Origin of the sequence: Mesobacillus subterraneus (assembly GCF_023715485.1) — a bacterium.
Taxonomy (GTDB): Bacteria; Bacillota; Bacilli; order Bacillales; family Cytobacillaceae; genus Mesobacillus; species Mesobacillus subterraneus_B.
Genome location: NZ_JAMBOF010000006.1, coordinates 82,567 through 103,252 on the forward strand (window position 1 = coordinate 82,567; position 20,686 = coordinate 103,252).

Below are 20,686 nucleotides of genomic sequence, written 5' to 3' on the forward strand. Positions count from 1 at the left end.
GGATACAATGGCCTGGCTATTCATTTTCATTCTTAGCATATTAGGATTCGCTCTAATCATCGATTATAAGCGGAAGAAAAATAATAACAATCCTCCTCATAAAACTCATCCTCACGCTAAGCCTGGAGACAGCTCGAATTACATTATGGGAGACAATAAGCATTCAGACAGCGGGATGTAATTCTAAAAGAAGAGCCTGGAGTGCTGTTTCCAGGCCGATTCTATTTAAAATAAAAAGGCTTAGTTCCCAAAAAATCCTTCATAAATCTTTGCAACGTCCTCCCTGAACTTCTCAACCTGAACAATCCGTGCTTCTCTTAAATATTCTCTTCCATCTGCATAGAGGACAAGGACTGGGACGGTGAAAGCCATCAGGAATCCGGCGATTTCTTCGACCTTTCCCGCATTTACTAAACCTGTCTCAATTTTCGGGAAATCCTTCATAACTTCCTCAACCTGAGGAAGCAAACCATGGCAGACACTTCATCTGTCGGTCAAAACATAAATAAAGCTTAATTCATGGTCATTGATCAGACTTTTCACTTCTTCAATCGACGTCAACTCTTTCATTTTAAAACAACCTCCTCACATAATTGATACCCATTAAAAAATAGGATAGCCTCACCTTCTTTAATCATACTAAAAAAAGGGTATTGGGTATAATGATTAGGAAGGGGTGATCACATGGGGAATCAATGGCATGAGCGATTCGGCAGTGAGAATTATGTGTACGGTGAGGAGCCGAATCAATTCATTGAGGCACAAGCATACAGATTAGAAAACGGGAAGAAAATTGCTGCTTTTGCAGAGGGTGAAGGCAGGAATGCAATTTACCTTGCAAGAAAAGGCCATATAGTAACTGCCTATGATTACGCACTAAATGGTTTAAAGAAAACCGAAGCGCTTGCTGAACGCTTCGATGTACAAGTAAAGACAGAACAGAAGGATTTAATCCATGATTCCGTACCAATTGAGAAATTTGATGGAGCCATAATGGTATACGGACATTTTGCAAAAAACGATCAAAAAATCGTGTTCGATAAGTTGGTCTTAGCTGTGAAGCCAGGGGGCCTCATTATGCTAGAAGTGTATTCTGAGGACCAGATCCGTTATGGAACAGGAGGGCCAAAAACGGTTGATATGCTCTACGATCCTTCAGACCTGTTGAAATGGATTAAAGAATATAACGTACTGCATTTCTTTTACGGTGAGCAGGAACGAGTGGAAGGTGAACTGCATACTGGAGTGGGTCATGTGGTTCAGGCAATCTTTGAAAAATAAAGTGGTTTTTAGGGTAAAGCGATTCTTCTAAAAAGGAGGTCGCTTTTTTTCTATTTTTACAAGGTTTTTCCATATTTTTGTCGAATTTATTTATAAGAAAAAGATTCCGAAAGGGCAACCATTATGAAATTTAGTATAGATAATAGTTATTTTTACTCCGTAATTTCAGAGTTAAGCAGAAGTGTTTCCGCAAATTCAGATTCACATATGCTTAACGGAATTAAGATCACTGCCCATCCTGAAGGGCTGACATTGGTCGTAAGTAATCGTGATTTTTTCGTTGAAAAAACGATCCCGAATAATTCTGATGAAAAGCTGTTGATTTATGAATCAGGCAGCGTTGTTGCGCCTGCTAAATATTTTGTCGAATTGGTAAAAAAGCTGCCTGAGGAAATCATGATTGAAGTACATGAAAATAACAAGCTATCCATTCGGTCAAAGGAAATTAACGTTAATTTAAGTGGTTTTGACTGTGAGGAATATCCTGTTCTCCCACTAATGAATTTCAGGGATTACATCCATATGCAAGCGGAACCTTTGCTTGAAATGGTCAGACAAACCGCATTTGCAGCATCGGTCAGTGATGCACGACCTGTACTCACCGGAATACTAATTTCCTTTCAGAAAAACAAAGTCACTTGTGCAGCGACTAACTCTCACAGATTAGCCCTGCGAGAGATTAATATCGAAGCTGTCATTGAAGGATCGTTCATTGTGCCTCAATCTTCAATTAAAGAATTGATAAGATTATTCAGCAATTCACAAGAAGCGATTTCAATATATGTTTCTGAGAATTACCTGGTTTTCAAGACATTTAAACTTTCTTTGTACACCAGACTTATCGAAGGCAACTATCCTAATCTATCCAGTCTCATTCCCTCAGACTCCAAAACAGTAGTCACGATATCGAAGAGCAATTTATTAAAAGGAATCGATCGAGCCAGTCTATTTGCCAGGAATTCTAGAAATAACAACGTAAAGCTGGAATTGATAAGTCATAATCGACTTCGAATTTCTTCACATTCTTCTGACTTCGGAAAAATTGAAGAGATCCAACAAATCGTCAATATTCATGGAAATCAAGATCTTTCAATTTGCCTAAACAGCACTTTCTTACTCGAAGCTCTTAAATCGATTGCAGACAAGGAGGTTACTTTGAGCTTCTCAGGGTCAATGAGACCGGTACTGATTAAACCAAACAGCAGCAACCACCACCTTCATCTTATATCACCAGTTAGGGGATAAATCAGGATACATTAGGAGGAGTTAGATGAAAGAAACAATTAAAACCTACGATGATTTATTAAAAATGCTTGATGCTTTTTTAAAAGAGGAAAGTCAATTCAGCTGGGACAGCTTTTACTCCGATAGAGAAAGAAAAGTGCCTTTTTTTGAAAATCATCCTGATGAAAATCTAGTAGAGTATTTTGAAATGAAGAAACTAAGGCCTGGAAAAGTATTGGAATTAGGATGCGGTCCTGGAAGGAATGCAATCTATTTGGCTCAAAATGGTTGCTTTGTAGACGCAGTCGATCAATCCGAAGAAGGGTTGAATTGGGCAAGGGAAAGGGCAATGAACCAGGAGATCAAAGTCAATTTTATTCAGCACAATATTTTTAATTTGGATATTGAAGAAGGTACATACGATCTTGTTTATGATTCAGGGTGCTTTCACCATATTCCGCCGCACAGAAGAATGAATTATATCGATCTCGTAAAAAGAGCGTTAAAACCCGGCGGCCATTTTGCCCTAACATGCTTTGTCCTGGGAGGAGAACTAGGTGGCGCAGAAATTTCTGATTGGGAAGTATACAGGCTTAGAAGCATGAAGGGCGGGCTTGGCTTCACAGAAGAAAAACTAATGCAAATCTTTCACGATTTTGAGGCTGAAGAAATCCGAAAAATGAGGGACATGAATCCTAAGGACGCCCTCTTTGGAAAATCAGCATTATTAGCTGGCCTTTTTACAAAAAAAACAATGGAGTGAAATTAGATGGGGTATGTCAGTGAACTAAGAAAACTTGTAGGCAACAGACCGCTTATTCTGCCAGGAGCGGTTGTGTTGATTTTTAATGATAAAGATGAATTGCTGCTTCAGCATCGGACAGATGGCGGCTGGGGCCTGCCAGGCGGAATAATGGAATTAGGAGAAAGCTTAGAGGAAACAGCTAAAAGAGAAGTTAAAGAAGAAACCGGCCTCATAATCGGGGACCTGAAGCTTGAAGGTGTATTTTCAGGTTCAGAGTATTTTTTAAAAGTGGCGAATGGTGACGAACTCTATTCAGTAACGGCAGTGTACTCTACACGCGATTTTGAAGGTGAAATTAAAATGGATGAATCCGAGTCAGTCGATCTCCAATTTTTCAGCTTGGAGCAGTTACCTGATGGATTGCAAAAAAGTTACCTGGATTATATAAAACATTTTCTCAAAAATAAAGAACTTAATGCGGTGACAGAGTTAAACAAGGAAAAGAAAAAAGGGTTTTTAAATGCCTAAAATATACTTACATCGAAAAAAGGTAAATAAGAAGCCTCTGCATTGCCCAAAAGTAAGTTCCGGAGTATAAAAAGGTAAATAAACGTCCTGAGCGGGAGTGTTCGATGATGGCTGAACAAAAATGGGAAGATTTTTATTGTGACGAGGTTTTAACAGGTAAAACTCAAGTTGAGAAGGTGTTGGAAACGGAGCATAGCCTCGCTTTTTACCACACTCGACCGTATTATGAGGTTCATATAATCGTCATTCCAAAAAAACACATCTTATCTTTCTTAGCAGTTACGATAGAGGAAACTGACATTATGGTGGATGTCCTCCAGGTTATAAGGCAGGTTGCTGCGAAACTAGAAAACGAGCATGGTGCTTGCACGATATCTACGAACATTGGAAGCTACCAAAGCAACAAGCATATGCATTGGCATGTTCATTACGGCGCGAGGATTCGTGACGAACAGGGGCGATTGCTGAATGATCAGCAGGCAAAATAATGGCTTTGATTTTATTGAGTTTATAAGAATCTCTCATACGAAAATGGAGCAGTACCTACCGCTTGCAGGTTCCTATGCCATTATAGAGATAATCGGCAAATACCTCCTTTGTTACAATAGCATGCGGAGGCAATGGGAATTACCTGCCGGCAAGAGAGAAGAGGGTGAAACCCCATTGGATTGTGCAAAAAGAGAACTGTTTGAAGAAACTGGACAATCAGTTACAGACCTTGAATTTTTGGATTGGCAAAGGTGAAAAATATTATGAATGGAATGGAGAAGTTTAATCCGGTATTCTATTCTTCTATTCATTACTTGCAGCCTTTCATAGAAAACCAGGAAACTGACGGAATAAGACTATGGGATGTAAAAGAAGCTGTTAACATCGACCAGGTGGATTTGGCCATTTTAGAGTATGTAAAAAACATGAACTTATTGAGATCAGGGAGTTAAACATGAAAAAATTAAACTTTTCGCATGGCCACTTTACAGCGTTTTCTGTTGCAACTTTCCTTACAATGGCTGACACAATGATAGATTGGAATAACAGGATATATTTTGGCATTTTTGCTTTTTTTATAAGTTTAACTGTTTCTTTTATAGCACAAAAAATCATTAAGGATTAACGAAAAAAGGACTTTGGAACAAGTCCTTTTTTCGTTGGAAAAGCATTACAATTTTTCGCATTTAAAAATAATAGTAGTTGGCACTGACTGGACTTTTGTCCAGTTATACCATCGGTTCTCATCCCTGGCTTTAAGTTCTTCAGAAACTCTGACATCTTCAACCATCTTAACAATCTTAAAGCCAGTGTTTATAAGTGAATTGATATATGTGCTTACCTTATACTGCTGCATGATCGCAGGATGGTCCCATGCCTGGTGTTCGTAGGAGCCTTCCTCCTGATAGGATTTATTGAATGAAAGGCCATGCTCTGTATTCTGGACTCGGCTAAAGATCGGATGCTCCCAGCTGAAAATGAATGTTCCGCCCGGTTTTAAGTATTTATGTATATTTCTTAATGTTAAATCAAGATTAGTGGTCCAGCCCAGGGCGAAAATAGAATATACGACATCAAAATAAGCATGGGGCAGACCGGGGTTCATCTCCATCGGTGAATCAAATAATTTTACATTTATATCTTTTAGCAGCTCTGTTGCTGCTGCAATTTGGGAGCTTGATAGGTCCACTCCCCACAATTCAGCGGCTTTATGCTCTTCCATGTATTTTAAGGAATGGCCGCTGCCGCACCCGATCTCCAAAACCTTCTTGCCGCTAACATCCCCAAACAAATTAAGTTCATTTTCATTAGGAGCAAATGGTCCATACTCAGGCAGCGCCGTTCGTCCATAAAAGCGCGGCGCCACTTCATCCCAGCTCTTCTTATTGATCAACAAAGTATCATTTAGCAATCTACAAACCTCCATTACTAGATAACATATTATTCTCTATGGACGAGTCATTTCCTTTAAATATTTTTGACCAATTTTATCTGCGCGAAATCCATAAAATAGCTGTCATTTGGAAGCCGTATTATGTTTTACATTGAAATTTCATATATCATCTTCATTCTAGTAATTGAATAAAATGATAGGATTAAAACAAGTAGGATGTTAGCTGCAAGTTTTTATATTTAATATAAATAGAGTCCTCTCATCGGTTAGATGAAGGACTTTATTATTTTTTACCGTCTTCTGCGACGTTTTAGGATTTGTATTTCCGTTTCAATCTCTTTCAATTGATGATCCTTTTCCGCTATACTATTCTTCGTTCGTGCTAAATCTTCTTTTACTTGGTTTAGCTCAGCTGTTAGCTCTTGGATTGCCTGATTTAAATTTGCTGTCTCAGCATTGCCTTTTCCTTTTGTCTCAGCCTGATTAACTGTTTTTGACAATAGTGATAAAGTAGTTGGATTTACAATACTTTTTGCAGTTGTTAGCAGTGAATCCAGGGAATTTTTGTTCAACTGTTTGGCTGTGCTCGTCATTTCGCTTTCTGCCGCTGTCTCGTTACTTTTCATTTCTGGTATTTTGGTAAGTAAGCCCTGAGCAATGTTAAGTATTTCATTTAAAGAGGGGTCTTTTTTAATAAGATCAATCTGCGGCTTAATAGGTTCATCCTTCATTCAGCATTATCCTTTCTATTATTGAATTGTTTATAGGTTAGTGACTAATCCTTATTGATTCACAACATTCTTAAAACAGTAACTAAGAATAAATTGATAATCTCCCCGGCCAATACCGGTATAGCCAGGGAGACTGTAAGGTGTTCAGGTGTCAAATCGTTCCAAGGGATTAAGCAGCACCGTTTTCAAAACCAATTACTTCGCCGATGCAAGTGTAAAGAATGTTAACCAAGTCTTCCTGGTTAAACAAAAATGCTACGAATAACGCAATTACCAGCAAAAGCAAAACAATAGAGGTGATAAGCATCTCTCCACCCCCTTCCTTTTTAGAAGATAGGTAAGATTCGAACCTTACAACAACATCATATGTAAAAAAATCGGACGAGCATCAGCTTGTATCATAGAATTAGAAAGAAGGGCGGCCTATTTTTGCAGAAAGTAAAAGTTGAAAAATCTTATAAAATAGTCTTCCTTTCAGGATAATCAATACCCAATCTAAAGAAAATCGTTGATAATAAAGTGAGTTTTTAAAAAAATGTCACACTTTTAAGTCTGATTCGACTTATTGTATAGAGAGTAGAAATGAGGTGGGAGAAATTACTGACCATAAAAAAGAACAGCTGGTTATGGAATGGTATGAAGCGTATTATAAAGACATTTATCGTTTCATCTTTTTTATGATGGGAGACCAGCAATACTGTGAGGATTTTGTTCATGACACTTTCCTGCGGGCCTATACTTCTTTTGAGCGGTTTGAAAACAGAGGTAATGTGAAAACCTGGCTTTTTAGCATCGCAAAGCATCTCGTAATGGATGAAATACGCAAGAGAAAGCGAAGAAGAATTTTTCCCATCTTCTCAAGTGAACAGGACATTCCATCTTCATTTAACGTTGAACAATATATTGAAAACAGGGACACGGTCGAGAGAACGCTTAAAGCAATCCAAAAGCTTAAACCTGAATACCGGCTCGTCATTACGTTGAAAAAAATTGAAGAGTGCTCAACAAAGGAAATTGCCGAAATCCTCGGATGGTCTGAAGCAAAAATCAGGAAGACTTTATCCAGAGGATTAAATGCCGTAAGAAAAAAGGAAGTCGCGGAAGGAGGCGGTCATTATGAACAAACATTCTAATGAAAACTGGGAGCTGCTTAAAACAATCTCTCCTCCTGAAGAACAGAAAAACAGGATTCGTAACAGGCTCATATCCTCCATCCGAACTCAGAGACCAGCAAAGCGAAACTATAGAATATTTGAGCTGAAAAATTTGGTTCTTACTGCGTTATTCCTATTAATCTCCGCCGGACTCTTGTTTCAATTGCAAGCAAAAAATCAAATCTCCGATGAAACTGGTGGCCATCAGGCAGGCTCCTATCCTGACTTCACCTGGGAATTAGAAAATGTGTATAGCGAGAAGACTTCAAACGGCTATGTTTTTTATGAAGATGGCAGCCCCGAACAAATTGGAATTGCTGAGAAGGTGACTGTCAAACGCAGGGATGAAATTATTAAGTCTCCTGGTATGAATGTAAAAGAAACAATGGAGAACTTTCCCTATCCAACGACTTTGTATATCGAACACGTAAAGATGATGGATGTAAGCTTACGCTACAATTTCTTCATTCAAGCTGGCAAAGAAACCATTCATTTCAGTTTTGATTATCCAAAACTTGAATATGCTGAGATCTTCCAAATCATAGCATCCTTGGATTTTAAGAAACCTGAGCCATATAAACACGATGGTCTTCTGTATGTCGCTCATGGATATGGAACATTGCCCTTTCCAGTAGGCTTAAAACCAATAGAGATTAAAGGAGACACGGAAACATATATTTGGGAACATGGCAGCAAGGATGATTACAGGGATTATATTGAAAAGATAAAATCAACTGGAGGATATAAGGAAACAAACAGTGATGGTTTATCCTATATATTTGAATCGGCGAATGGATCACAAATCGTTAAGGTATCCCTGATTGGAAAAGAAATCACCTATGAATTTTCATATCCGAACCGGGAGGAGTAGGTGGAGCCTTTTAGGGATCTCTATTTTTCCGCTTGGATTAAAAGGGATTTCATATTAAAAAAACGAATAATTTAATATAAAGCCAAGATATTTAAAAATTCTAAAGGAGAATCCTTGTGATCAATCTAGTGCGTGTAAAACAGGAGGACGAATTAACACTCCACAATCTGATCCAATTTTATATTTATGAATTTACTTTATTCCAGGAAATTAAGCTTGAGGAGAGTGGAAGCTATGCTCCTTTTGATTTGAAGCCATATTGGACTGAACCGGATCTCCATGCCTTTTTTATCTTATATGAAGGAGAGCTGGCAGGGTTTGCATTGATCGAGAGTGGGGAGCCAAATGTCATCCTTGAATTTTTCGTCCTGAGGAAATTTTATCGAAGAGGTTTCGGCAAAATGGCGGCTATTAAACTGTTTGACCAATTTCCAGGCAAATGGAGTATTACGCAGGTTGAGAAGAATCAACCAGCAAGGTGCTTTTGGCGTAAAGTAATCGGAGAATATACCGGGGGAAACTACACAGAACGGATAGATGATCAAAACCGGTCAATCCAGGAATTTCATACTGCATTAATTGTGAAATAATCGTTGAAAGAAAAATGTCAGTTGTATATAATGGTAAAAATATCTAATCGATGACAAAGAGAGTAATTATTCATTGTTTGCGATAGCGAGCTGGGGACGGTGGAAGCCTGGTGTGACAGAATAATGAAGCGCACTTTTGAGATGCCTACCTGAACCCAGTAGGGAAGGCCGGAATGGATTTCCGTTATCATTGCAAGAAGGTTCCTATTTAGGAACAATTAGAGTGGTACCGCGGGCTTAAACTCTCGTCTCTTTTTTAGAGGCGAGGGTTTTTTATTTTATACAAGGGGGCTTACTAATGAGTTTCGAAAAAACGTTTGCAGAAATACTCGACTTATTGCTGGATGGCGTCATTTCTTTAGAGGAAATTGAACGGTCAATTGAAAAACCAAGGTTTATGAACCACGGTGATTTAGCCTTCCCATGCTTCCAGCTGGCTAGAACGTTGCGGAAACCTCCTGTTATGATTGCCGAGGAATTAAGTCATCAGCTGCAAAATCGCGGAGATGATTCGTTCGAACGCATCGTAGCGGCAGGGGGCTATGTTAATGCGTTTCTAAACAAATCAAAGACTTCTAAAAAAGTTTTAACGGAAATACTTGAAAAGCAAAATTCTTATGGGAATTTGAATCTTGGCAAAGGCAGTACGGTGACAATCGATTTGTCATCTCCCAATATCGCCAAGCCATTCTCAATGGGACACCTGCGGTCAACGGTCATAGGCAATTCACTGTCACTGATTTTAGAAAAATGCGGATATAAGCCGGTGAAAATAAACCATTTAGGCGATTGGGGAACACAATTTGGCAAGCTGATCACAGCTTACAAGCTTTGGGGATCGGAAGAAAAAGTGAAAGAGACTCCAATCAAGGAGCTTCTTGCGCTTTATGTGAAATTTCATGAAGCGGCCGAACGTCAACCAGAACTTGAACAAGATGGGCGGGACTGGTTCAGACGGCTGGAAAATGGAGATAAAGAAGCACTTCAACTATGGGAATGGTTCAGGGAAGAATCGTTGAAAGAGTTTAAGAAGATTTATGATTTAATGGGTATAGGTTTTGATTCCTATGCTGGAGAAGCTTTTTATAATGACAAAATGGAAAAAATCGTTGAACTCTTAGAAAAAAAAGGTCTGTTGGAAGAATCGGATGGGGCACAGGTAGTCAGACTTGATGAAGCAGGCCTTCCACCTTGCCTGATAAAAAAATCTGATGGAGCAACATTGTACTCTACACGTGACTTAGCTGCCGCGAAGTATCGGTATGATGAATATGCTTCTGCGAAATCCTTGTACGTCGTAGGTAATGAACAAAGCCTCCACTTTAAACAGCTTAAAGCGGTTTTGGCGAAAATTGGGTTTGATTGGGCGAATGGCTTGATTCACATTCCTTTTGGCATGATGCTGAAAGACGGAAAGAAGATGTCCACCCGGAAAGGGAAGGTAGTTTTACTTGAGGAAGTCCTTAAGGATTCGATTTTATTGGCACAAAAAAATATTGAAGAAAAGAATCCGTATTTACACTTAAAGGCGGAGACTGCAGAAGCCGTTGGAACCGGTGCAATTATATTCCATGACTTGAAGAATTTTCGCATGAATGATATCGAGTTTTCATTGGAGGACATGTTAAAGGTTGAAGGTGAGACGGGTCCGTATGTTCAGTATACGAATGCTCGGGCTCAGTCTATTTTGCGAAAAGCTTCATTTAATAAGCAAAATGTTCAAATTCACTTGAATGGAGAAGCAGATTGGCCAGTAATCACAGAACTTTTGGGATTCCCGGAGGCTGTCAAACGTGCTGTCGAAAATAGTGATCCATCTCAAATAGCAAAGTATGTATTGGATCTTGCCCAGGCATTTAATAAATACTATGGGGAAGTAAGGATACTGGAAGAGAACGAAGGAAAACAATCGCGTCTCGCTCTAGTGCAATCTGTCAGCATTGTTCTAGAGGAAGGCCTAAGATTGCTAGGAATTAAGTCACCAAAGGAAATGTAATAAAAAGCCTCTGGAAAAGTCCAGAGGCTACCTTGAATAACCAATATTTTAATGATGTTCTTTATACGAAGCAAAAATCTCTTTAACTGCATCGCTATATTTAATCTCGACATCCGTTTCTTCAAAGAACCAGGTGTCATTCGATTCAACATAAAAGGTGATTCCATCAATCTCTTGCTGTTGGGCGGCAATGGCAGGCGTTTCTAGCGAGAAAGCTAAGCTGTAACCTTTGTTCTTGTCGCCAAACCCAGCATATTGAGGGTAAAGGCGGATGTAAAACGGCTTTGGTGTATCAAATTCTTGTTCAAACCATTTGTATGCGTTTTGATCAATCGAGATTGTCATTTTTGCACCATCCTTTCGTTAGTTTTATTGTAAAACCTAACTAGCTCCTAAGTCCGTGCTTTATGTCACAGAAAAGAGGATGTCATGAAAGTGTCAAAAATATCTGCCTTTGCTCAAAACAAAACATTTAATATCCTATGCTTATGAATCATGTCGATTGGATTACTGCACATAACAAAGTACACCTGAAGGACACTAAAATTAACTAAATAAAAAATGAGCAGCTCCTGTTCCGAAATTCCGGGGTCTCTTTTAAAGTGCAAAACGTGAAAAAAAGCACAAATAGCATGCTAAATCGCATATGGTTAAGCATGCTGTTTTTTGTTGGTTTATAAGTATTTATGCCATATTAACATTAAAAAAATCGAACGGTAATTAGCATACCAATTATTAAAGTGGGAATGTTCATACTCATGCTGTTATTTTATATGGTAAAACGTGAAATGGAAAGGCATTATAACTCGTAAAAAACCCAGTTAGCGGTTTTTACTTTTGGTAGTGAAAGCAACAAAGTGGTTGCGAAAAGAGCCTTATTAAAACAGAAATAACAAATAAAAAGATATCCGCCCTTCTTTTGGGAGATCAACTTAGCATCCAGTCTGATCAATAGACGGAAAAATTTCTCTTAATTCGTAAATTGAAATGAAAATAGCTTATTTAGACGGAGAATTTCCGCCTATTCGCTCGAAAACTGATTAAAATGGGATAGTTGGATTTGCATAACCGGAAAATCTCCGCTTATATACCTCGAAACGAGCTCTATTCAGCGTTTAACCGGAAATCCTCCGCTTATTTAACTAACGTAGAGTTGCTCAAGCACTGTTGTAAAGAATCGTGCCACTGTTCATATCAGATATGAATTCTCTCGGATAGTATTGGAAATCGAAAAAGCATGATGATTTATTTGCTAATCATCATGCTTTTCACTAAGTTATTTGTAGTGTTATTTATGATTTTGCACCCCAAAAGAGAACCTGTTATGTTCCAAAAAGGAGCTGCCCAAAATATATTTAAACTGTTGGAGTTTTTTTACGCATTGCTTCAGGAATGTAGACGCAGAATGGCTCGCTGCCCATATAATCTCCTGTTACTGCATAAGTTCGAGACCGGGAGCCTCCGCAGACGTAACGGAATTCGCAGACACCGCATTTTCCTTTGTACTTATCTGGGCTTCGCAGGTCTTTGAAAACAGGCGAATTCCTATATATATCAGCTAAAGATTTCTCTCGGACGTTTCCTCCGACAAGTGGCAGCAGTCCAGAAGGCATGACGTCCCCAGTGTGTGATATAAAGACAAAACCATTGCCATCATTTACACCTTTTGGAGCGCGCTTCAAGCCATCAATTACAGAAGCCATATCTTTTGTCAAAGTATCTTCATAACGGATTTCGCCCATTTGGACCATATTTTCTCTGGCTTTTTGCTGAAACACCACGCGCCGGTAATGCTGTGCAGCTGTTGTTTTAATATCATATGGAGCTGTTTTGCTTAATTCGTAAAGCCAGCGAAACACCTTTTCGTGCTCAGCAGGAGTAAGGCAAGCGTCAAGCTGGCCCCGACCCGTAGGCACTAACAGGAAAATGTACCACATTACAACCTTCAGTTCTTTCATTAATTCAGCCATTTGCTCCAGATAATCATAGTTATAGCGAGAAATAACTGTGTTTAACTGCAGTGGCATATTCAGTTCATTCAAATACCTTACCTTTTCAATCGTCAGATCGAATGAGCCAGGTGTGCCGCGGAAGTGATCATGGATTTCTGGGGTAGGGCCATCAAGGCTGAAAGCCCATCTCGAAAGTCCAACTTCTTTGGCGCGTTCCATTTTTTCTTTTGTCACATTGTCAGTCGCACTTGGTGTCATCGATACCCGCATGCCTTTTTTTATAGCATAGTCAGCAAGATCGAATAAATCCTCACGCATCATGCAATCCCCGCCAGTGAATACAAGCATAGGATTGTTCATTTCGTAAATTTGGTCAATTAATTTTATTCCTTCTTCAGGCGTTAATTCCAATGGATCAGGCTTGTTTTGTGCATCAGCCCGGCAATGTACACACTTCAGCTGGCAAGCCCTGGTAACTTCCCATATGACGATGTAAGGATTCTCATTAAAATCGATCGAAGCAGGATGACCTCCCATGCTGCCTTGGAGTCCTATATTATGCATAAATTATCACCATACTTTTCCTAATATTTATATATTAATTATAAAATTGACAGGATGATTTGGATGAAGGGATTGTTACAATAATTCTACAATCTGAGTATTGGATTAATTTCTAATCAATAAATACAAAAAGAGACCACTAAGCTTGCCCTCTAAACGATAAAAGTCTGTATAAATGTAATTATTAAAAATCACTCTATATATTTACGTTCTTTTTAACGAAAAATATTTAGGCTATTCTGAAACTTATCATTCGTGCAAATCGTCTACTTATTGGATATACACAGGCGAACTTGAAATGAGGGATGTGCGGTGAAAAAGACAGTATTGTGGGGGATTGGGGCCTTTTTACTTCTTCTAACGATCTCTGGATGGGCAGGATATAGCCGCTATGAACCTGAGCCGCCAAAATTGGAATTAATTGTTGATCAAAAGTCAGTCGTAATTGAGCCAATGACGTTTTCACTGCAAAAATGGGGAAGGGCTGCAGCAGCGGATACTTACTCAGAACCAGCCGCATTGGTAAAAGAAGATACTCCGGTCAGCATTAATACATCTGAGAATTTTAAGCTAACATTTGAAGATGCTCCTGAATCAGTCAAATATTATTTATGGGATATCAACACCGGTAAACTTGCCTATAAAGATTTAAATGGGTATCCGCTAAATCTTAAGAACTCTAATGTTGCATCAGGTGACTATGCCATGGAAATCCGCGCTAAATGGGCAAACGGATATGTATTTTATAATATAAGGATTGTTGCTTACAACAACAAAAAATGATAGTAAGCCATTGGTTCCGTAAATATTCGGTAACCAGTGGCTTTTTTTGGTAAAAAAGGTCAAGTATATATGAAATAGATTTAGTCAAACTAAAACAGTACCAAATATCATAAGAAAGAAGGAATCTTCATGACTGTTGGAGCTCAAGTAAAACAAACTATTGCAGGATTGAAAAGTGCCCAAGCAAGCCTTGAAACCTTCGCACTTGGTACAGAAAATCAGCAAGCTAAGCAGCTTTACCAAACAGCTGCTCAACAAACTCAATCGATTATCGATAGCATAAAGCCTCGCTTGCAGGAGATTGAGCAGGAAGAGCCACAATATAAAGAGTAAATTCAGGGAGGGCAGGGGCAACCCGCCCTTTTCCTATATCTAAAGAGGTGAAGCTAATTGACAGTTGCAGCGAATGTTAACCAGTGCTTATCCACATTAAAAGGAATTGAGGCTCAATTATCTTCTTTTGCCATTAACTCCACTGTTCCCGAAGCAAGCAAGATTTTTCATGAAACGATGATGGTTATTGGTGAAATAAAAATGGACTTGGAGCAACGCAAAATCCAATTGGAAAAAGAAGAGCCTCAATATAAAGGGTAGACAGGAGTATAAATATGAATGATTATACGCATATAATTGTCGCGTCTATATTATTTGTAGTAACCTTATTTACAATTACAAAAATCGGCGGTAAAAAGCAGCTTTCAGAGTTGTCTTTTTTTGAATATGTATCAGGCATCACGATTGGCAGTATTGCCGGCGAAGTCATTATGGGACTTGACGGAAATTTGTTACATGGAGTTTTAGCGATTATGATTTTTGGCTCGTTTACATATTTACATGACCTTATAGGAATCAAAAGCAAAAAATTCCGGGATTTTTTTGAAGGCAACGCGACTGTCTTTATAAAGGAAGGCAAGGTACTCGAAGAAAATTTGAAGAAAGAAAAATATACTATTGATGAGCTTAATTCATTATTAAGACAAAAAAATGTTTTTAAAACAGCAGATGTTGAATTCGCAGTTCTTGAACCTAAAGGTGATTTAAGCGTCTTGCTAAAAAAAGAACTGCAGCCGATTACTCCAAAGGACTTGAATATGACCGTTTCACCAGAAAAAGAAGCCCATACAGTCATAATGGACGGAAATGTGTTGAATGACCAACTAACAGCTGCAGGCAAAAATCGAGGCTGGCTTGATACAGAGCTGTCAATTTTAAATGTTACTCTTGATAATGTTTTCATGGCCCAAGTGGATTCTTATGGAAAATTGACCATTGATACCTATGATGATCAATTACAAGTGCCTTCTCCACAGCCACGGAAGCTTTTGCTGGCCATGCTTAATAAATGCCAGGCCGACCTGGAATTGTACGCTCTTGAGACAGTTTCAGATGAAGCAAAGCAAATGTACAATAAGAACGCAGCAAAATTACAGACAGCAATAAAAAAAATCAAGCCCTTTTTAAATGAGTAGATTATGATCTGTAAGCTTTTTCCGGAATAATGGCTGGCAGAAACCAAATACTAAATAGTGGAGGGGCATGATTCGTCCTTCTAATTTAAAAAGGGGTGCTGCCGAATGAATAGATCCGCATGGATTTCAACGTTGATGAGATCAAATTTACCTCAAAACCTAATGAAAACGTTCGGATATAAAAGAAAGAAAAATCGTTCCATGACCTTTTCGCTAATGGGGGTTGCTGCAAGTGCCGCTGCAGCATATATTTTCCGAAATCAAATGGGTGGAATGAGGCAGCTTTTCCAAAGGTCCAATATGCAAACGTCATTTAATAAGCCTATGGCTGCTGGTATTACAGAGTTTGCGAAAGAAATTACTTCCGGATTGGATGCAAAGACAAAAACAACAGGTTATCATTCAACCAGTTCCACGAACCCGGAAAGCAGCCAGATCATCAATCAAATTGCATCGACCGTTAAAGAAACTGGTAACGGACAACAAGTTGATGAACTGACCAACAAATTAATTAAACATAACCTTTAACCAAAAGCCCGCTAATTATGCGGGCTTTTTTTGAGCTACTCTTAATTTTTCAAGAAAAGAGGCTATGTTAAAGATCAATGATTTTCAGCACCTGTTGATTGGAGCGGAGGGGACTCGACTCCAGCGGGATCACAGGACGCACCGCGGAAAGCAAGTGACCGGAGCTGAAATCAACAGTGTAAATTTAACACTGCTAAAAGGAAAAAATTTCCGAACTTGTATAACGTTTGCATTAAAGTTCACTTTCTGTCCATATAAATAGTCAATCCATCCCTTGTAGATAAAGCTAGTTAGGTATAGTGGCATATGATAAATAGGTTACAGAAACATTAAGCTTATATTTCATAAATGTTACAAAAGTGATATATAAAAGGAAAAAAGAGCCTAAAAACCCTATAAATAATAGGTTTTGGCTCTTTTTTGCATGAAAACGTTATTTTTCCCAGAGGAAAACAATTCCTCTCAAACCAAAATTTATAGATTCAAAACAAGTTTGGGAAACTCTACTATTAATTTGTAATCGAAATCAAAGGAGTTGCTCTAACATGAAAAAACAGCTTTTGACGGTGGCTGCAACGGCCGGATTTTTATTTACATCATTTAATGGTTCTGCAAGCGCTCATGAAAAGTTACACACAGTACAAACTGGTGATTCTTTATGGAAGCTTTCCCAAACATATAATGTTGCTATAAATGATATAAAATCTTGGAATAAATTATCGAGCTCAACCATCTATGTAAATCAAAAACTATCGGTACTTGCACCACACAGCCATACTACCACAGCTAGTACAAGCACTGTTGCCGCTGGAACTACGTATGTTGTGAAGTCAGGCGATACTCTATGGGGAATTTCAAAGTCATATGGTTTGTCGATCAGTGGACTAAAATCATTAAACGGATTAAGTTCAGATGTCATCTATCCGGGACAGACACTAAAGATTTCTGGCACTGCTGCAAACACAGTAACTGCTTCACCAGCAAGCACTTCCAGCAGCACATATACGGTCCGCAGCGGTGACAACCTATCTACAATTGCTGCTCGCCATAATTTATCGCTATCACAATTGAAATCTATCAATAACTTAACTTCAGATCTTATTTATCCTGGACAGGTTTTAAAGGTTTCTGGTACTGCCTCAACACTAGTTGCGACAAATGTATCAAATACCACTTCTCCTGTCATGGTAACGTATGCATCCACATCAAAAGTAAATGCCCTTATTACTGAAGCAAAAAAATATATCGGTGTTCCTTACGTTTGGGCTGGAAGCTCTCCATCAGGATTTGACTGCTCTGGATATTTAAACTATGTGTATGCAAAAGCAGGTATATCAATTCCACGTACAGTGGCTTCCATTTGGGATGCTACAAAGCCGGTATCTTCACCACGTGTGGGAGACCTAGTATTCTTTGAAACTTATAAAGCAGGTCCTTCACATGCAGGAATTTATCTTGGTGACAACAAATTCATTCACGCAGGATCCTCAAGAGGCGTTGAAATTAGTGACATGAACAATACTTACTGGAAGCCGCGCTATCTTGGTGCAAAAACTACCTTTTAAACCTTGTTTTTACCTATACCCATCTTCTAAAGAATGAAAACCTCCTTTTTGGAGGTTTTTCAATTTAGGTAAAATTCTTTTGCAAGGTGTAACTAAAATGACAAATGATGATTTTAAATTTGTAAATACCTTTGTTTTTAGCGTATAATCCAATTAAAATCTTATTTACTAAGGTGCAAGTCTGCAGCTGTACACCATCTTGATTTTCCGTGTATTTGTACATAGTGAATTCTGGTGAGTTTAATGATTTGGAGGCATACGTGACGTGAGAATTCCTATTTTAAAATTGAAAGATTATCTGTTAGTTTCAATCCAGGTTGAACTAGATGACCAGACCGTGCTGACGTTTCAAGAGGATTTACTTAATAAAATAAAAGATTCTGGAGCAAAAGGGGTAGTAATCGATCTGACATCCGTAGATATGATTGACTCCTTTATCGCAAAAGTCTTAGGTGATGTCATTGTCATGACCAGTCTCATGGGAACGAAAGCTGTGCTGACTGGAATCCAGCCAGCTGTCGCAATCACATTGATTGAACTAGGCATAACATTGGAAAATGTTCATACAGCTTTGGATCTTGAACAAGGAATAACGATATTAAGCCAATTGTTAGAGGGTTAGACATATGACAGAACCGATTGTGATTAATATTAATAATGAATTTGATATAGTGCTTGCCCGACAGAAAGGGAGAGAGGTTTCGAAAGAGCTTCTATTTGGCGGTGTCGACCAGGCAAGGATTACGACTGCTATTTCTGAACTCGCAAGAAACATCTACCTATACGCTGGCAGTGGACAAATAACAATCAGTATTCTTGAGGATAACGGAAGAAGAGGGATACAAATTTCCGCCTCTGATAATGGGCCCGGTATCAGTGATATCAGAATGGTACTACAGGACGGGTTTTCAACATCAGGAGGTCTGGGTGCTGGTCTTCCAGGCGTTAAGCGCTTAATGGACACCTTTGACATCGATTCAGTACCGGGAGCCGGGACGACTATCACAATTTCAAAATGGGCTAGGTAACAGGAGATAATATGGAACTGAAGAAAATACATCATGTCGCAATAATTTGTTCCGATTATGAAAAATCTAAGGATTTTTACATAAATGTTCTCGGGCTGAAAATGATTTCAGAAGTTTTCCGAGAAAATCGGAACTCATTTAAATTAGATTTAGCAGTAGGAAACCATTGCCAAATTGAGTTGTTTTCCTTTCCAGAGTCTCCTGAACGGCCAAGTTATCCTGAAGCAGCCGGTCTCAGGCATATCGCTTTTTCTGTAGAAGAGTTAGCAGCGGCCGTAGACGATCTTTTATCAAAAGGGGTAGAGGTCGAGCCGATTCGAGTTGATACAATAACGCAGAAAAAATATACATTCTTCGCAGATCCAGACGGGTTGCCAATCGAACTTTATGAAGTTTAATGAAAGATAACTTCGATATATTCCCCCAAAAGGGTTTACTTTTAACTTATCCCCTATCACTTTTCAATCAATAAAAAAGGATGTTCTGCCACATGCGGAACATCCTTTTAGTTATTTATAATGTCCACTGCTTCATTACTTGATCACGAGCAATCTCAAGGATTTCTTCGTCAGGGGTGTCATGGTCAGCAATCACATTGGTTAAATAATTCTTTCCCTTTAAATCTACAGTCACGGTAACTTCTCTCATATACATTTTCCTTTCTATTATGTTTTCCATGATGATTTAATTTACCATGTTATTCTAATACCATCATATTGAAGTGAGTAAACCACTGGGACTTACTCTAGGGTAAAATTTAATTTTCACAAAAAAATTAACACGTTTGATTCTCTCGTGACAGGGAAATTGACAATTATCACTTCAAAAAGGGAGGGATAATTGGATGAGTAATGAAAATAAAAATCAGCAGAGCCTTGCAGAATACGAACGAGAAAAATTGGGCAACGCGAAAAAAGTGGATGAATTCAAGGATCAAGGAACCGTTCCCGACCAGCAGAATCGATTGAAGGACAAGGAGAATTTAAGAAAGTAATATGCTAACGAGCCGGCGCTATTTCATTGCCGGCTTTTTTAAATTTATGGCTGTGTTAATGCTCAACTTCCGGAAGAAAGTGATCTATTTTAAAATTAAAGAAGGAAAATATTTACTTAAAGTTGAATATATATTATAGAAAAATAGAGTATATAGAAAAGGGGAGCGTCAATTTTGAAAGCACATAATGCAGACCATGCAGGGAGTCTGTTGGTTACTGCAGCGGTTATCTTGTTTTTTGCATCTGTACCAATGGGTATATTTATTGTAAGTTTTGTTCATCAATCATTTTATTTAGACAAGTCATATTGGTATTTCGATAGTCCGATGTCATCTTATATCATGATGGTTTCGATGTTTTTGGCAATCCCGGTGTTGTTAATAATAATTGCCATATATCTTTTCAAGACCTATGAGTCAAAAAAGCGCAGTATTAATTTGATGATCGCCTCTACTATTACATTGGTGATTATGGGTTCCGGCGTTTATCTAAGCCTGGATAATTTTTATTATATGGACAAGAATGGGCTTTATTATGATGAACTTTGGAAACTGGACAAAACAGTCTATTCCTGGGACGATATCACGGCTATGAAGCAGGTTAATAAAAATGTTGGCGGGACTTTAACCCCTGAAAAAGTCATCTTCACGTATGGCAAAGAAAATATTGAGCTGCCACTTACACCTAAACTCCGAAATGAAATTGAGCCTGTACTCGACTATATCGAAAACGCTAAAGGGGTAGAGCTGGTCATGGAGACTGTTGCAACTGAATAAAAATAACCCTTTCGTCAATTGATG

31 protein-coding genes and 1 other annotated feature are annotated in these 20,686 nt (G+C 38.5%); of the genes, 24 read left to right on the forward strand and 7 right to left on the reverse strand.

Annotated elements, in window-relative coordinates:
* The first annotated feature begins 7 nt into the window (after window positions 1–7).
* A complete protein-coding gene (locus M3204_RS10200) occupies window positions 8–181 on the forward strand; it encodes a hypothetical protein (RefSeq protein ID WP_251481122.1) in 174 nt (57 codons plus the stop codon).
* Window positions 182–240: 59 nt separating this feature from the next.
* On the opposite strand, the gene M3204_RS10205 is transcribed toward M3204_RS10200, so the two are convergent.
* Window positions 241–444: a thioredoxin gene (locus M3204_RS10205; protein WP_251481123.1), complete on the reverse strand. Its 204-nt coding sequence runs from the start codon at window positions 442–444 to the stop codon at window positions 241–243.
* 240 nt (window positions 445–684) lie between these two features.
* On the opposite strand from M3204_RS10205, the gene M3204_RS10210 reads away from it, so the two are divergent.
* From M3204_RS10210 to M3204_RS10245, 8 genes are all read left to right on the forward strand, one after another.
* Window positions 685–1,281: a class I SAM-dependent methyltransferase gene (locus M3204_RS10210; protein WP_251481124.1), complete on the forward strand. Its 597-nt coding sequence runs from the start codon at window positions 685–687 to the stop codon at window positions 1,279–1,281.
* A gap of 123 nt (window positions 1,282–1,404) precedes the next feature.
* Entirely contained in the window at window positions 1,405–2,526 is a 1,122-nt protein-coding gene (dnaN, locus tag M3204_RS10215) for a DNA polymerase III subunit beta (RefSeq protein ID WP_251481125.1), read from the forward strand.
* Between the two features lie 25 nt (window positions 2,527–2,551).
* Window positions 2,552–3,268 carry a class I SAM-dependent methyltransferase gene (locus M3204_RS10220; RefSeq protein WP_251481126.1) on the forward strand — a complete coding sequence of 239 codons (717 nt, stop codon included), beginning with the start codon at window positions 2,552–2,554 and terminating at the stop codon, window positions 3,266–3,268.
* A 6-nt stretch (window positions 3,269–3,274) separates the two neighbouring features.
* Window positions 3,275–3,778 carry an NUDIX hydrolase gene (locus M3204_RS10225; protein WP_251481127.1) on the forward strand — a complete coding sequence of 168 codons (504 nt, stop codon included), beginning with the start codon at window positions 3,275–3,277 and terminating at the stop codon, window positions 3,776–3,778.
* 104 nt (window positions 3,779–3,882) lie between these two features.
* On the forward strand, window positions 3,883–4,266 hold the full coding sequence (locus tag M3204_RS10230; RefSeq protein WP_251481128.1) for an HIT family protein: 384 nt from the start codon (window positions 3,883–3,885) through the stop codon (window positions 4,264–4,266).
* Window positions 4,247–4,522 (forward strand): NUDIX domain-containing protein, encoded by a 276-nt coding sequence (locus tag M3204_RS10235; protein ID WP_251481129.1) that lies wholly within the window; start codon window positions 4,247–4,249, stop codon window positions 4,520–4,522. The genes M3204_RS10230 and M3204_RS10235 overlap by 20 nt, the downstream gene beginning before the upstream one ends.
* Before the next feature lie 8 nt (window positions 4,523–4,530).
* A complete protein-coding gene (locus M3204_RS10240) occupies window positions 4,531–4,719 on the forward strand; it encodes a hypothetical protein (RefSeq protein WP_251481130.1) in 189 nt (62 codons plus the stop codon).
* 2 nt (window positions 4,720–4,721) lie between these two features.
* Entirely contained in the window at window positions 4,722–4,892 is a 171-nt protein-coding gene (locus M3204_RS10245; protein WP_251481131.1) for a hypothetical protein, read from the forward strand.
* A 45-nt stretch (window positions 4,893–4,937) separates the two neighbouring features.
* Here M3204_RS10245 and M3204_RS10250 read toward each other — a convergent pair whose 3' ends face one another.
* The 3 genes from M3204_RS10250 to M3204_RS10260 all read right to left on the reverse strand — a co-directional run bounded on the left by M3204_RS10250 (window position 4,938) and on the right by M3204_RS10260 (window position 6,698).
* A complete protein-coding gene (locus tag M3204_RS10250) occupies window positions 4,938–5,678 on the reverse strand; it encodes a class I SAM-dependent methyltransferase (RefSeq protein WP_251481132.1) in 741 nt (246 codons plus the stop codon).
* Window positions 5,679–5,950: 272 nt separating this feature from the next.
* Window positions 5,951–6,391: a hypothetical protein gene (locus tag M3204_RS10255; protein ID WP_251481133.1), complete on the reverse strand. Its 441-nt coding sequence runs from the start codon at window positions 6,389–6,391 to the stop codon at window positions 5,951–5,953.
* A 169-nt stretch (window positions 6,392–6,560) separates the two neighbouring features.
* The gene (locus M3204_RS10260) at window positions 6,561–6,698 is read right to left on the reverse strand and encodes a hypothetical protein (RefSeq protein ID WP_251481134.1); all 138 of its coding nucleotides are present in this window, start codon (window positions 6,696–6,698) and stop codon (window positions 6,561–6,563) included.
* 280 nt (window positions 6,699–6,978) lie between these two features.
* Here M3204_RS10260 and M3204_RS10265 point away from each other — a divergent pair, with 280 nt between their 5' ends.
* The 4 genes from M3204_RS10265 to argS all read left to right on the forward strand — a co-directional run bounded on the left by M3204_RS10265 (window position 6,979) and on the right by argS (window position 11,002).
* The gene (locus M3204_RS10265) at window positions 6,979–7,524 is read left to right on the forward strand and encodes an RNA polymerase sigma factor (protein WP_251481135.1); all 546 of its coding nucleotides are present in this window, start codon (window positions 6,979–6,981) and stop codon (window positions 7,522–7,524) included.
* Window positions 7,508–8,416 carry a hypothetical protein gene (locus M3204_RS10270; protein ID WP_251481136.1) on the forward strand — a complete coding sequence of 303 codons (909 nt, stop codon included), beginning with the start codon at window positions 7,508–7,510 and terminating at the stop codon, window positions 8,414–8,416. The genes M3204_RS10265 and M3204_RS10270 overlap by 17 nt, the downstream gene beginning before the upstream one ends.
* A gap of 116 nt (window positions 8,417–8,532) precedes the next feature.
* The gene (locus M3204_RS10275) at window positions 8,533–9,006 is read left to right on the forward strand and encodes a GNAT family N-acetyltransferase (protein ID WP_251481137.1); all 474 of its coding nucleotides are present in this window, start codon (window positions 8,533–8,535) and stop codon (window positions 9,004–9,006) included.
* Between the two features lie 41 nt (window positions 9,007–9,047).
* Window positions 9,048–9,262, forward strand: a binding site (T-box leader).
* A gap of 42 nt (window positions 9,263–9,304) precedes the next feature.
* A complete protein-coding gene (argS, locus tag M3204_RS10280) occupies window positions 9,305–11,002 on the forward strand; it encodes an arginine--tRNA ligase (RefSeq protein ID WP_251481138.1) in 1,698 nt (565 codons plus the stop codon).
* 48 nt (window positions 11,003–11,050) lie between these two features.
* On the opposite strand, the gene M3204_RS10285 is transcribed toward argS, so the two are convergent.
* Window positions 11,051–11,347, reverse strand: a complete 297-nt coding sequence (locus M3204_RS10285) for a HesB/YadR/YfhF family protein (RefSeq protein ID WP_251481139.1) — start codon at window positions 11,345–11,347, stop codon at window positions 11,051–11,053.
* Between the two features lie 1,010 nt (window positions 11,348–12,357).
* Window positions 12,358–13,518 (reverse strand): TIGR04053 family radical SAM/SPASM domain-containing protein, encoded by a 1,161-nt coding sequence (locus tag M3204_RS10290; RefSeq protein WP_251481140.1) that lies wholly within the window; start codon window positions 13,516–13,518, stop codon window positions 12,358–12,360.
* Between the two features lie 312 nt (window positions 13,519–13,830).
* Here M3204_RS10290 and M3204_RS10295 point away from each other — a divergent pair, with 312 nt between their 5' ends.
* From M3204_RS10295 to gloA2, 9 genes are all read left to right on the forward strand, one after another.
* Window positions 13,831–14,301 carry a hypothetical protein gene (locus tag M3204_RS10295; protein ID WP_251481141.1) on the forward strand — a complete coding sequence of 157 codons (471 nt, stop codon included), beginning with the start codon at window positions 13,831–13,833 and terminating at the stop codon, window positions 14,299–14,301.
* 129 nt (window positions 14,302–14,430) lie between these two features.
* A complete protein-coding gene (locus M3204_RS10300; protein WP_251481142.1) occupies window positions 14,431–14,634 on the forward strand; it encodes a DUF1657 domain-containing protein in 204 nt (67 codons plus the stop codon).
* Window positions 14,635–14,691: 57 nt separating this feature from the next.
* Complete coding sequence (locus M3204_RS10305) at window positions 14,692–14,895, forward strand: DUF1657 domain-containing protein (protein WP_251481143.1); 204 nt, start codon at window positions 14,692–14,694, stop codon at window positions 14,893–14,895.
* Between the two features lie 14 nt (window positions 14,896–14,909).
* Window positions 14,910–15,770 (forward strand): DUF421 domain-containing protein, encoded by an 861-nt coding sequence (locus M3204_RS10310; RefSeq protein ID WP_251481144.1) that lies wholly within the window; start codon window positions 14,910–14,912, stop codon window positions 15,768–15,770.
* 105 nt (window positions 15,771–15,875) lie between these two features.
* Window positions 15,876–16,298, forward strand: coding sequence for a hypothetical protein (locus M3204_RS10315; RefSeq protein ID WP_251481145.1), 423 nt, complete (start codon window positions 15,876–15,878; stop codon window positions 16,296–16,298).
* 545 nt (window positions 16,299–16,843) lie between these two features.
* Entirely contained in the window at window positions 16,844–17,863 is a 1,020-nt protein-coding gene (locus M3204_RS10320) for a LysM peptidoglycan-binding domain-containing protein (protein WP_251481147.1), read from the forward strand.
* Between the two features lie 256 nt (window positions 17,864–18,119).
* Window positions 18,120–18,485, forward strand: a complete 366-nt coding sequence (locus M3204_RS10325; protein WP_251481606.1) for an STAS domain-containing protein — start codon at window positions 18,120–18,122, stop codon at window positions 18,483–18,485.
* Window positions 18,486–18,489: 4 nt separating this feature from the next.
* A complete protein-coding gene (locus M3204_RS10330) occupies window positions 18,490–18,891 on the forward strand; it encodes an anti-sigma regulatory factor (protein WP_251481149.1) in 402 nt (133 codons plus the stop codon).
* A gap of 11 nt (window positions 18,892–18,902) precedes the next feature.
* A complete protein-coding gene (gene gloA2, locus M3204_RS10335) occupies window positions 18,903–19,289 on the forward strand; it encodes an SMU1112c/YaeR family gloxylase I-like metalloprotein (RefSeq protein WP_251481151.1) in 387 nt (128 codons plus the stop codon).
* A gap of 115 nt (window positions 19,290–19,404) precedes the next feature.
* Here the strand turns inward: gloA2 and M3204_RS10340 are convergent, their stop codons facing one another.
* A complete protein-coding gene (locus tag M3204_RS10340) occupies window positions 19,405–19,539 on the reverse strand; it encodes a BA3454 family stress response protein (RefSeq protein WP_251481153.1) in 135 nt (44 codons plus the stop codon).
* A 196-nt stretch (window positions 19,540–19,735) separates the two neighbouring features.
* Here M3204_RS10340 and M3204_RS10345 point away from each other — a divergent pair, with 196 nt between their 5' ends.
* Window positions 19,736–19,885: a hypothetical protein gene (locus tag M3204_RS10345; protein WP_251481155.1), complete on the forward strand. Its 150-nt coding sequence runs from the start codon at window positions 19,736–19,738 to the stop codon at window positions 19,883–19,885.
* A 174-nt stretch (window positions 19,886–20,059) separates the two neighbouring features.
* Entirely contained in the window at window positions 20,060–20,662 is a 603-nt protein-coding gene (locus M3204_RS10350; RefSeq protein ID WP_251481157.1) for a hypothetical protein, read from the forward strand.
* The last annotated feature ends 24 nt before the right edge of the window (window positions 20,663–20,686 follow it).

Bases quoted from the DNA above. Each gene is read 5' to 3' on its own strand.
- M3204_RS10200 (WP_251481122.1), top strand. From the start codon at position 8: ATGGCCTGGCTATTCATTTTCATTCTTAGCATATTAGGATTCGCTCTA.
- M3204_RS10205 (WP_251481123.1), bottom strand. From the start codon at position 444: ATGAAGGATTTCCCGAAAATTGAGACAGGTTTAGTAAATGCGGGAAAG.
- M3204_RS10210 (WP_251481124.1), top strand. From the start codon at position 685: ATGGGGAATCAATGGCATGAGCGATTCGGCAGTGAGAATTATGTGTAC.
- dnaN (WP_251481125.1), top strand. From the start codon at position 1,405: ATGAAATTTAGTATAGATAATAGTTATTTTTACTCCGTAATTTCAGAG.
- M3204_RS10220 (WP_251481126.1), top strand. From the start codon at position 2,552: ATGAAAGAAACAATTAAAACCTACGATGATTTATTAAAAATGCTTGAT.
- M3204_RS10225 (WP_251481127.1), top strand. From the start codon at position 3,275: ATGGGGTATGTCAGTGAACTAAGAAAACTTGTAGGCAACAGACCGCTT.
- M3204_RS10230 (WP_251481128.1), top strand. From the start codon at position 3,883: ATGATGGCTGAACAAAAATGGGAAGATTTTTATTGTGACGAGGTTTTA.
- M3204_RS10235 (WP_251481129.1), top strand. From the start codon at position 4,247: ATGATCAGCAGGCAAAATAATGGCTTTGATTTTATTGAGTTTATAAGA.
- M3204_RS10240 (WP_251481130.1), top strand. From the start codon at position 4,531: ATGAATGGAATGGAGAAGTTTAATCCGGTATTCTATTCTTCTATTCAT.
- M3204_RS10245 (WP_251481131.1), top strand. From the start codon at position 4,722: ATGAAAAAATTAAACTTTTCGCATGGCCACTTTACAGCGTTTTCTGTT.
- M3204_RS10255 (WP_251481133.1), bottom strand. From the start codon at position 6,391: ATGAAGGATGAACCTATTAAGCCGCAGATTGATCTTATTAAAAAAGAC.
- M3204_RS10260 (WP_251481134.1), bottom strand. From the start codon at position 6,698: ATGCTTATCACCTCTATTGTTTTGCTTTTGCTGGTAATTGCGTTATTC.
- M3204_RS10270 (WP_251481136.1), top strand. From the start codon at position 7,508: ATGAACAAACATTCTAATGAAAACTGGGAGCTGCTTAAAACAATCTCT.
- argS (WP_251481138.1), top strand. From the start codon at position 9,305: ATGAGTTTCGAAAAAACGTTTGCAGAAATACTCGACTTATTGCTGGAT.
- M3204_RS10285 (WP_251481139.1), bottom strand. From the start codon at position 11,347: ATGACAATCTCGATTGATCAAAACGCATACAAATGGTTTGAACAAGAA.
- M3204_RS10290 (WP_251481140.1), bottom strand. From the start codon at position 13,518: ATGCATAATATAGGACTCCAAGGCAGCATGGGAGGTCATCCTGCTTCG.
- M3204_RS10300 (WP_251481142.1), top strand. From the start codon at position 14,431: ATGACTGTTGGAGCTCAAGTAAAACAAACTATTGCAGGATTGAAAAGT.
- M3204_RS10310 (WP_251481144.1), top strand. From the start codon at position 14,910: ATGAATGATTATACGCATATAATTGTCGCGTCTATATTATTTGTAGTA.
- M3204_RS10315 (WP_251481145.1), top strand. From the start codon at position 15,876: ATGAATAGATCCGCATGGATTTCAACGTTGATGAGATCAAATTTACCT.
- M3204_RS10320 (WP_251481147.1), top strand. From the start codon at position 16,844: ATGAAAAAACAGCTTTTGACGGTGGCTGCAACGGCCGGATTTTTATTT.
- M3204_RS10330 (WP_251481149.1), top strand. From the start codon at position 18,490: ATGACAGAACCGATTGTGATTAATATTAATAATGAATTTGATATAGTG.
- gloA2 (WP_251481151.1), top strand. From the start codon at position 18,903: ATGGAACTGAAGAAAATACATCATGTCGCAATAATTTGTTCCGATTAT.
- M3204_RS10340 (WP_251481153.1), bottom strand. From the start codon at position 19,539: ATGAGAGAAGTTACCGTGACTGTAGATTTAAAGGGAAAGAATTATTTA.
- M3204_RS10345 (WP_251481155.1), top strand. From the start codon at position 19,736: ATGAGTAATGAAAATAAAAATCAGCAGAGCCTTGCAGAATACGAACGA.